Annotated in this window: 10 protein-coding genes; 8 read left to right on the top strand and 2 right to left on the bottom strand. The window is 40.8% G+C overall.

The window, feature by feature from the left end:
- Positions 1–168 precede the first annotated feature (168 nt).
- Positions 169–990: an alpha/beta fold hydrolase gene (locus tag FW757_RS19180; RefSeq protein WP_446441578.1), complete on the top strand. Its 822-nt coding sequence runs from the start codon at positions 169–171 to the stop codon at positions 988–990.
- Positions 991–1,258: 268 nt separating this feature from the next.
- Here the strand turns inward: FW757_RS19180 and FW757_RS19175 are convergent, their stop codons facing one another.
- Entirely contained in the window at positions 1,259–1,588 is a 330-nt protein-coding gene (locus tag FW757_RS19175; protein WP_149983139.1) for a 5-carboxymethyl-2-hydroxymuconate Delta-isomerase, read from the bottom strand.
- A gap of 342 nt (positions 1,589–1,930) precedes the next feature.
- On the opposite strand from FW757_RS19175, the gene FW757_RS19170 reads away from it, so the two are divergent.
- The 7 genes from FW757_RS19170 (at position 1,931) to FW757_RS19140 (ending at position 8,079) form a co-directional block, all read left to right on the top strand.
- On the top strand, positions 1,931–2,401 hold the full coding sequence (locus FW757_RS19170; RefSeq protein ID WP_182717226.1) for a CreA family protein: 471 nt from the start codon (positions 1,931–1,933) through the stop codon (positions 2,399–2,401).
- Positions 2,402–2,416: 15 nt separating this feature from the next.
- On the top strand, positions 2,417–3,199 hold the full coding sequence (locus FW757_RS19165; protein WP_446441577.1) for a hypothetical protein: 783 nt from the start codon (positions 2,417–2,419) through the stop codon (positions 3,197–3,199).
- Between the two features lie 2 nt (positions 3,200–3,201).
- Positions 3,202–3,825: a LysE family translocator gene (locus tag FW757_RS19160; RefSeq protein WP_182739846.1), complete on the top strand. Its 624-nt coding sequence runs from the start codon at positions 3,202–3,204 to the stop codon at positions 3,823–3,825.
- Positions 3,826–3,859: 34 nt separating this feature from the next.
- Positions 3,860–4,354 (top strand): gamma-glutamylcyclotransferase family protein, encoded by a 495-nt coding sequence (locus tag FW757_RS19155; protein ID WP_145234768.1) that lies wholly within the window; start codon positions 3,860–3,862, stop codon positions 4,352–4,354.
- Between the two features lie 29 nt (positions 4,355–4,383).
- Complete coding sequence (locus FW757_RS19150; protein WP_182717224.1) at positions 4,384–5,928, top strand: serine hydrolase; 1,545 nt, start codon at positions 4,384–4,386, stop codon at positions 5,926–5,928.
- Between the two features lie 72 nt (positions 5,929–6,000).
- The gene (locus FW757_RS19145; RefSeq protein WP_182784602.1) at positions 6,001–6,924 is read left to right on the top strand and encodes a histone deacetylase family protein; all 924 of its coding nucleotides are present in this window, start codon (positions 6,001–6,003) and stop codon (positions 6,922–6,924) included.
- A gap of 78 nt (positions 6,925–7,002) precedes the next feature.
- Complete coding sequence (locus FW757_RS19140; RefSeq protein WP_182784600.1) at positions 7,003–8,079, top strand: DKNYY domain-containing protein; 1,077 nt, start codon at positions 7,003–7,005, stop codon at positions 8,077–8,079.
- A 65-nt stretch (positions 8,080–8,144) separates the two neighbouring features.
- Here FW757_RS19140 and FW757_RS19135 read toward each other — a convergent pair whose 3' ends face one another.
- Positions 8,145–8,297: a hypothetical protein gene (locus FW757_RS19135; RefSeq protein WP_179959234.1), complete on the bottom strand. Its 153-nt coding sequence runs from the start codon at positions 8,295–8,297 to the stop codon at positions 8,145–8,147.
- Between the last annotated feature and the right edge of the window lie 38 nt (positions 8,298–8,335).

Here is an 8,335-nt window from a genome sequence, read left to right as displayed (position 1 = left end):
GAGGCTGTAGAATTACTCTTTTTTTAAGAAAAACAGCCCGTTTTATGGGTTCCAAATGCATTACCTAATGCTTTAAAAACGCTTGGCGTTGATTTCAGGAGCTCGTTTTTAAATTAATTTGGTTGTTGGAGTTATTCAACAGCCTCGTTATACGCACAGGAGTTGCGCTTGATTTTTCGATTAACATTTTTGTTATTTTTCTTATATGCCAGTCCAGTCGTTGCGGGAACTCAGGAACCAAGAGTCTTAGTTATTGATGGCATTCAAATGGAATACATCGATATTGGTGCTGGAAGCAAAACTCTGGTGATTGAATCAGGTATCGGAATGGGCTTAGCTTACTGGCAACCGTTATTAGCTGACCTTTCAAAATTAAATATCAGAACAGTTATATATTCTCGTGCTGGGAATGGGAAATCACAGGCTGCCAAAGACGTTAGTTTAGCTACTTCAAATCAACGACTCGAAAAACTGCTTTCGACTATTCACGCAAAAGAAAATCTAATTTTAATTGGTCACTCCTTTGGTGGCTTGCATGTCAGAGCATTTGCTGCCGCTTATCCCGAGCGGGTAAAAGGGTTACTTTTGCTCGATCCAAGTCATGAGCTGTTTGATAGTGAATTAAATAAATACGACGCGACGTGGGCGAAACGCGATACTACTAAATTAAACGGCATGATGAATAACCAGCCTGAATGGGATCTCCTACAGGGGATTTATCATCAGAAAATGATTGCTGATGGCGATATTGCCAACAAAATTCCTGTGGTCATAGTTACCTCATCAAAATTAAATGAAAGTGACTGGTGGATTGGCCATAGTGTGCAGGGTAAAAAGATCTGGCGGGATTTGCACCAGTCACTGATCATCAATAATGCAAATTCTATTCATATGGTTACTAATCAAACTGGTCATAACGTACCACATGATAACAAGCTTCTGTTTTTAAGCTCTATTAGTGCATTATTAGGTTTGGTTGATGGTGTATAACAAACAAATTTTATCGCCAGCAAAAAGCGCTGGCTGCGACGTCAATCCGCTGCGCGGCTTTCCGCGCTAAATTTGGGCGTTACCAATGTCTGCTTCTTGGCACATATGCGACTGTCAGATTTGATTGAGTCCTGTTAATCGAATCTGACAGATCAAGTTAAGACTTATTCACTTTTATCTGACGCGACCAATAAATTTAAGACCACCTTCTTTCGAAGATGGTGCTGTTATTGCAAATTGATTAGAGATTGAAATTTACTTTAAAAGTTTAACACTTTCGGTAAATTTCGTGTTCCATATCGTGAACATTAACACTTAAGCTGTCTGATTCTCGGCAGTATATTTTTAAACAGTCTAACAACTGCTCGCTGAGTTGTTGCTTTTGTTTAATCGTACGTCCTTGCATAATGTGTGCGCTAATATGGATAAAACCTTCCTTACCATCGCCCAATTGATAATGTGTATAGGCTATAGCGCGAGTTTTGATCGTTGCTAATTCAAACAAGCCACTGTTAAACGTTGCTTGATGAATTTTTTCAACCAATACCTGCGGTAATACCGGTAAATCTTCAGAATGTTCAATGATGATATGTGGCATGTTATCTATTTGCTCCCCTAAAAACGATATGTGAAACCTAAGCTGGTTTGAAACTGATTGAGTATATCACCATCAAAATGCCACAAGCATTGCTTGTTTTCGTCTGTTGGTAATGCACATGAAACGTTACTGGCATTATTGACGATTGTTACAAGCCAGTATAAAGACTCAGTGAATAACCAGCTAACGCACTCTGACTTACTAACAGTAAGCACAGTAAAACAAATACTTTTTTCATGGTGTCGTGCTCGTTGTTGTGATTAATTTAAGTTAGTATTGAAACATAGCTGAATATTAAATGTAAGCCACGAATCGTTTACCCCTACATGGAGCAAGTAATATATGAAACCTATAATGATAGGCGTATTGACAGGTTTATTGATCACCTTAGCGGGCTGCTCTGATGATGTTGCATCAGTTAGTTTGGGATTATTTACCACTAAAGATATTAAAGTTAACTCGCAACAAGACCCTCTAGTAAAAGGCGTAACCTGTCATATTAGCCATATCGAAGCGAACTTAGATTTTGCTGATCCTTCTGATATGTCTATTTCGTGTCGCCAAACTGGACCAATTACTGCCGACCAATTACAAGCGATTGACCGTAGTAAGTCGGGTGAGGTGGTATTTAAATCATCAAAAAGTATTTTATTTAAATCATTAAAAGTGCGTCGAATTTATGATGCGCAAACGCGAACTCTGTTATATCTGTCGTATTCAACTAAAGAGTCAACCGGCAGTCATCATCATGCGTTATCCACTGTGCCATTGTATAACACCCAAGCATGGGCATGGGCACAAGAGCAAGAATAAGCAAAAGAGCAAACTATGTTAGCGTTATTTAAAAGCAAACCTTTATTAGATGAACAAGAGCAGCAATGGCTGATTGATACTTTTGTGTGGGCGGTGGAAAATTTTGACAGCGATTATTTCATTAATAACTCGCAATTAGTTTTGCCAAACCACCAATGCTTTCCCGATGCGGTTTCAAGCATTGAAGAAATGGCCAGTAAAGTGTTTGAGCGAGTGGTTGGCTATGCGGGGCTGCAAGCTTGGCCAATTACGCTGGTGGCTCCACAGCAATTGCAGCCGCAAGTATTTCCTCATTTTGCTTTTAGTAATCAGTTACGTGGTGATAATAGCCAATTAATTGTGCCGCCAAGCCATACGGTTAATGTGTCATTTAATCCAAATCAAATTAATCAGCCACAAGATTTAGTGGCCAGCTTTGCCGGTACTTTAGCGACAATTATGATCCACCATGTGGGCGTGTTACCACCAGGCGGTAAAGAGTTTTTACCACAAGCCGCCGATGCCGTGGCATGTTTTTTAGGTTTTGGGGTAATGATGAGCAATACGGTGTATCAGTTTAAAGGGGGCTGTGGCTCGTGTTACAACCCCTATGCGAACAGGCAAGCTGCACTTAGTGAACCGCAAACCTTATTTATGCATGCCCTTATTTGCCACTTTAAAGGCTATAAAGATTCTAAAAAGCATTTAAAGCCGCACTTACGCAGCCAATTCAAAAAGGCGCAAAAAGAAATAAAAGCCTTAGTTAATAGTACTGCTAATCCGTTGTTGTTAGCGCTTGATGATAAAAAATCGGGGTAATCGTGGCTTATTTAGATGAGTTTTTATTGATTGCACTGGCACACTTTTTTGCTGTAGCAAGCCCTGGCCCAGATTTTGCCATTGTGCTTAAACAAAGTGTTCAGCAGGGGCGTCGTAATGCATTGTGGACCAGCTTTGGGGTAGGCCTGGCTATTTTATTACATGTTAGTTATTGCTTACTCGGGGTTGCGGTTTTATTAACGCAATCGCCAAACGTATTTATGGCATTAAAATATTTAGCGGGTGCATACTTGGCCTACATTGGTGTGCAAGCGCTTAGAAGTGCTAGACCGGCGCCAGCGCAGCAAGAAACTGTTCTTCAATCTCAAGGTGTTGAATCCAGTTGGATTGCATTTCGTCGCGGCTTTTTAACCAATGCGTTAAACCCAAAAGCCACGTTATTTTTTATGTCGTTGTTTACTTTAGTGATCAGCCAGTCAACGCCATTAATTGTGCAAGCAGGCTATGGGCTGTATATGGCATTGGCAACGTGGGCGTGGTTTTCGTTTCTATCCTTGGTGCTATCAAAGCCTAGTGTTCGCGGTTTTTTTCAAAAAAGTGGCTATTGGTTTGACCGTGGTATTGGCGTGATTTTGATCGCTCTAGCAATAAGAATTGTAGTGTAAGTGTTGTTTTAACAGAAATCTGTAGTAGGTGAATATGGCTGTATATAATTTTTCGTTTGGTTCAAATATGTCGTCGAGTCGTTTATTGGCGCGTTTACCAAACGCTACTCGTATTGGTACGGCAATACTAGCCGGTTACGAGTTAACCTTTGATATGGTAAGTACTGATGGCTCAGGAAAAGGCAATGTACGCCCATCAAATGATAAGAACGCGCAAGTATATGGCGTGGTATATCAACTCAATGACGCAGAAAAAACGATTTTAGACGCTATCGAAGGGCCCCGTTATGACTGCGTGGATATTCAAGTAACATTACTTGATGGGCAACAAGTAGCGGCGCATTGTTATATTGCCAACACCACTGATGCGCAGATACTGCCTTACGATTGGTATATGCAGCACGTTCATCGCGGTGCGCTTGAAGCTGGTGTGCCAAATGCGTACAGTGATGCCATAAAGTCTCGGCCAACCTGCCAAGATAGTGACAGTGCGCGTGCAGCCATTGAGTTTGCTGTACATCAAAAATAAAAACTAAAATGATAACTCCAAGGATTGTTATGAAATTAACTAAACTAGCGATTGCGGCCACCTTATTAGCAGGCTGTGCATTTAATAGCTATGCCGATATTGATACCAAGCACATCAATCAAGTGATTGAAAATTCAATGGCGCGCTTTGATGTGCCGGGTATGGCCGTGGCGATTGTTGAAAACGATAAGGTTATTTTTGCTAAAGGCTTTGGTGTTAGTAACTTAGATACTGGTAGCAAGGTGAATAAAGACACCTTATTTGGTATTGCATCAAATACTAAAGCATTTACGGTTGCGGCATTGGCAAAATTAGTTGATGAAGAAAAGCTCAGTTGGGATGACAAGGTAATTGATCACCTTCCTGAATTTCGTTTATACGACCCTTATGTAACCCGCGAAATGACGATCCGTGATTTATTAAGTCACCGTAGTGGTTTAGGGTTAGGCCAAGGGGATTTAATGATTTGGCCTGACACCGATAAATCAATCGAAGAAATTCTCGCAGGCCTTAAATATTTAAAACCAGCTAGTAGCTTTCGCAGCACATACGCTTATAACAACTTGATGTTTGTGACCGCTGGCGAGGTAGTCGCGCGGGTCTCAGGTATGAGCTGGAATGATTATATTGAAAAGAATATTCTCCAGCCTTTGCACATGGATAACTCACGCGCTGGTTTTTCGCGTATTCCAAAAAGTAATAATAACTGGGCAACGGGTCATATTCCTATGGATGGTCAATTACATCCATTTTTCGTTAATTACTTAGAGGATTTTCGTGGTGCCGGCGCGATTGCATCCAGTGTGAATGATATGAGCCAATGGCTACGTACACAATTAGCCCATGGTAAAATGCCAAATGGCGAGCAGTTGTTTAGTGAAAAACAACAAGAGCAAATGTGGCATCCACATATTACCTCACTGGCGTCAAAAAGCGCTTATGAGGCTTATCATCAGCAATTTAGAGGTTATGGTTTAGGTTGGAGCATTGAAGACTACCACGGTATTAAAAAATTAGGCCATGGTGGTGGTATTTTAGGAATGGTATCGCAGGTGACGTTATTGCCTGAGAAAAACCTCGGGATTGTTATTTTATCTAATCAGCAAGCATTCGGTGCGCTCTCTGCTATTACTCATGAAGTGCTTGAAGACGCCCTTGAACTTGAAGATAAAGATTGGGTAGCAGAGTTGGCTAAAAAGCATTTTGAAGGTAAGCAAAAAGCGTATGCTAATGCTAAGCCGGACGCTCCTGCAGACTATCAACCACAGTTACCAAATATTAGCTACACCGGCACTTTGCATGATGATTGGTATGGTGATGTTATTATTGAAGAGCTGGACGGTAAGCTACGTATTGATTTCACGCATACTAAACGTTTAAAAGGGCAGCTTGAGCATTACACGGGCAACACATTTATCGTCAAGTGGGATGAAAAGCTACTCGAAGCTGATGCGTATATTAGCTTTGATATGAGCACTAAAAATCGTGTGAATGAAGCGACAATGCGTGCAGTATCAACAGCGGTGACTGATTTCAGTTTTGATTTTAGAAATCTTCATTTGCAAGCTAAATAGTAAACCAAAGTCGCAAAGCCACCAAAGGGTGGCTTTGTTATAGTTACAGTCGTTAACTCATTTGGAGCATTTATGCGTACTGCGATTATTTCTCATCCTTTTTGCCGTAAACACAAAATGATCGCGGATCATCCAGAGTGTCCTGAGCGCTTAGATGCTATTACCGATCGTCTTTTGGCCAGTGGCTTGGATATTGCCGTGCAGCAAAAGCAAGCGCCTAAAGCATTACGTGAGCATTACTTATTAGCCCATGATGAGGCCCTTGTATCGCTGGTGGAAAACACCCTCCCGGAACAAGGTTTAGTATCACTTGATGGCGACACTTGGTTATGCCCAGAGTCATTTTTGGCAATTGAGCGGGCGGTAGGGGCAGGGCTATTAGCCGTCGATGAAATATTAGCGGATAACCTCGATGCCGCATTTTGCTCCGTACGGCCACCGGGTCATCATGCAAACCGTACAACCTCTGCCGGCTTTTGTGTGTTTAATAACTTAGCAATTTCGGTGAAGTACGCGCAAAGTAAAGGGATTAAGCGCATTGCGATTGTCGATTTTGATGTTCACCACGGTAATGGCACGCAAGACATTTTTATCGATGATGATAATGTGTTGCTTTGCTCATTATTTCAGCATCCTTTTTACCCTAATACCGCCGTTGAAAATAACGATACATTGGTTAATTCACCGTTGCCCATAGCTAGCGATGGCAATGATTTAAAAACGTTGTATAACCAACAGTGGTTACCTAAATTAACAGAGTTTAAGCCAGAGTTATTGTTTATTAGCGCAGGATTTGATGCGCATTTTGAAGATGATATGGCAAGTCTCAAATTTGTTGAGGCCGATTATGCTTGGTTGACACAACAGCTGTGTGACATGGTAAAAAGTACTGGCTGTAGAGGGATTATCTCTTATTTAGAAGGCGGGTATAATTTATCAGCGCTAGGGCGCAGCGCCGTAGAGCATATTAGAGTGTTTACACAAGCAGAAGAGTAGCTTTATATTCATTCTACAATTAAGTAAAAATATTGGTTGTTGTATGATACCAATACCACTAATTAAACAAGGAAGATAATGTCTGTAGTAATTAATATCTTAGTCACGTTGGCACTGTGCTTTTGGGGAAGCATGATGATGATGTCGCCGATGATGTTCGGTGCCCCTGGCGCGATGAATAATAAGCAAAAAGTGTTCTCTGCCATACTCATATTAAGTTTTCCAGTACCATTATTTTTGCTTATTGGTTTATTTGGCGGCAGTTATTTTGGTATTGATAGTTATAAAATGGCGCTGATAAGTGCTGTTGTTATTGGGTTTTTCTTTGTGATATTTGGCTATACGGGTATGATCAGTAATCTGCTTCGAGGTATTGCCAATGGTGGCTACTGTGTGGTCGAACAGCGTGTTTACTTTAATGCTAAGTTAATAGAAAACGCTGACGCTGAAAGCTTTACTACTTACAGTTTAGCCAATTTGAATACCTATGACGCTGCATTATACGCCAAAGATAAACAGCACCTTTACTATTGTGGTAACGCTATTAGCGGTGTTAACTCTGATAATCTAAAGGCTAAGATTATTGGTACTGATCTTTATTGGATTAATGATTCGCAAGTGGTTAAAGGCGAGCGTATTGTTGCAGGAGCTGATCCTAAAAGTTATAAGGCCTATTCTTATAGCTTTTGGAATATCTCTGGAAGGAAAGGCCGACAAGTCATTTACCATAACGATGAGCCAGTGCCTGAAATAGATGCGCAGTCATTTAAACCTATCGATGATAGTTACGGTAAAGACCAGCAACATATCTTTTACGCAAATATAGCCATCTTAACTGACATTGATGTAGATACCGCTAGTTTTACACGATTAGACGAGAACTTTGCTAGCGATAATCAGCATATTTTTTACTTAAATGGTGAAGATAGTCATGTATTGATGGGGGCTGATCCCAGCAATTTTGAAATTTTTCAACGCGACTACTATCGCAGTGGTGAGACTGTTTATTACGTAACTCAATATAAGTCGGCAAAGCCGATGACACAAGTCGATGCTGACAGCTTTAAAGTCACTCAATATGATGAACAAACTCATTCGGATGCTTACGATAAATATCATTATTATTTTCGCGGTGAGATTGTTGCAACGCGCTAAGTTTAGAAAAATATAGGACCTGTTAGGGCGTTGCGATGAACGAGGTAATTTGCTGTTGAAAATGATTAAACAGAAGGAAGTTTATTCATACTCTTGGGTAACTTGCCTACGTTTGTTTGCGTTGCATCAACTTGGTTTATATCGATAAAATTAAGCTCCCCGTTAGCGATGATCTGCTCACCATTACTCAGTTTTAATCGTGTAGGGGCAAAACCCATGCGGATCTCCCGACTCCAATTACAAGCATGCGTACCGT

The sequence above is a fragment of the Pseudoalteromonas sp. 1181_04 genome (genome assembly GCF_052850545.1).
Note: the sequence above shows the minus strand (reverse complement) of the source record. Positions and strands in the feature narration are given on the sequence as shown.

Excerpts from the sequence above, each read along its gene's own strand:
- FW757_RS19145 (WP_182784602.1), top strand. The coding sequence starts at position 6,001 with ATGCGTACTGCGATTATTTCTCATCCTTTTTGCCGTAAACACAAAATG.
- FW757_RS19140 (WP_182784600.1), top strand. The coding sequence starts at position 7,003 with ATGTCTGTAGTAATTAATATCTTAGTCACGTTGGCACTGTGCTTTTGG.
- FW757_RS19135 (WP_179959234.1), bottom strand. The coding sequence starts at position 8,297 with ATGGGTTTTGCCCCTACACGATTAAAACTGAGTAATGGTGAGCAGATC.
- FW757_RS19175 (WP_149983139.1), bottom strand. The coding sequence starts at position 1,588 with ATGCCACATATCATCATTGAACATTCTGAAGATTTACCGGTATTACCG.
- FW757_RS19155 (WP_145234768.1), top strand. The coding sequence starts at position 3,860 with ATGGCTGTATATAATTTTTCGTTTGGTTCAAATATGTCGTCGAGTCGT.
- FW757_RS19150 (WP_182717224.1), top strand. The coding sequence starts at position 4,384 with ATGAAATTAACTAAACTAGCGATTGCGGCCACCTTATTAGCAGGCTGT.
- FW757_RS19170 (WP_182717226.1), top strand. The coding sequence starts at position 1,931 with ATGAAACCTATAATGATAGGCGTATTGACAGGTTTATTGATCACCTTA.
- FW757_RS19165 (WP_446441577.1), top strand. The coding sequence starts at position 2,417 with ATGTTAGCGTTATTTAAAAGCAAACCTTTATTAGATGAACAAGAGCAG.